Here is a 263-nt window from a genome sequence, read left to right as displayed (position 1 = left end):
CCTACGGGAGGCAGCAATTAGGAATATTACACAATGGGGGCAACCCTGATGTAGCGACACAGCGTGGAGGAAGAAGGTCTTAGGATCGTAAACTCCTTTTATATGGGAAGAATAAATGACTGTACCATATGAATAAGTACCTGCTAACTACGTGCCAGAAGCATCGGTGATGCGTAGGGTACAAACGTTATTCGGATTTATTGGGCGTAAAGAGAAGCGTAGGCGTTTTCGTAAGTCTTGAGTTAAAGACCACGGCTCAACCG

Annotated in this window: 1 rRNA gene; it reads left to right on the top strand. The window is 45.6% G+C overall.

Annotated features, from left to right (window positions below):
- Positions 1-263 (top strand): 16S ribosomal RNA (locus tag ACTHSL_RS13775); the annotation flags it as partial.

The sequence above is a fragment of the Neisseria sp. P0008.S010 genome (genome assembly GCF_051962715.1).
Lineage (GTDB): Bacteria > Pseudomonadota > Gammaproteobacteria > Burkholderiales > Neisseriaceae > Neisseria > Neisseria elongata.
The sequence above is the reverse complement of the archived record's forward strand: the minus strand, read 5'-3'. Positions and strand labels throughout refer to the sequence as shown.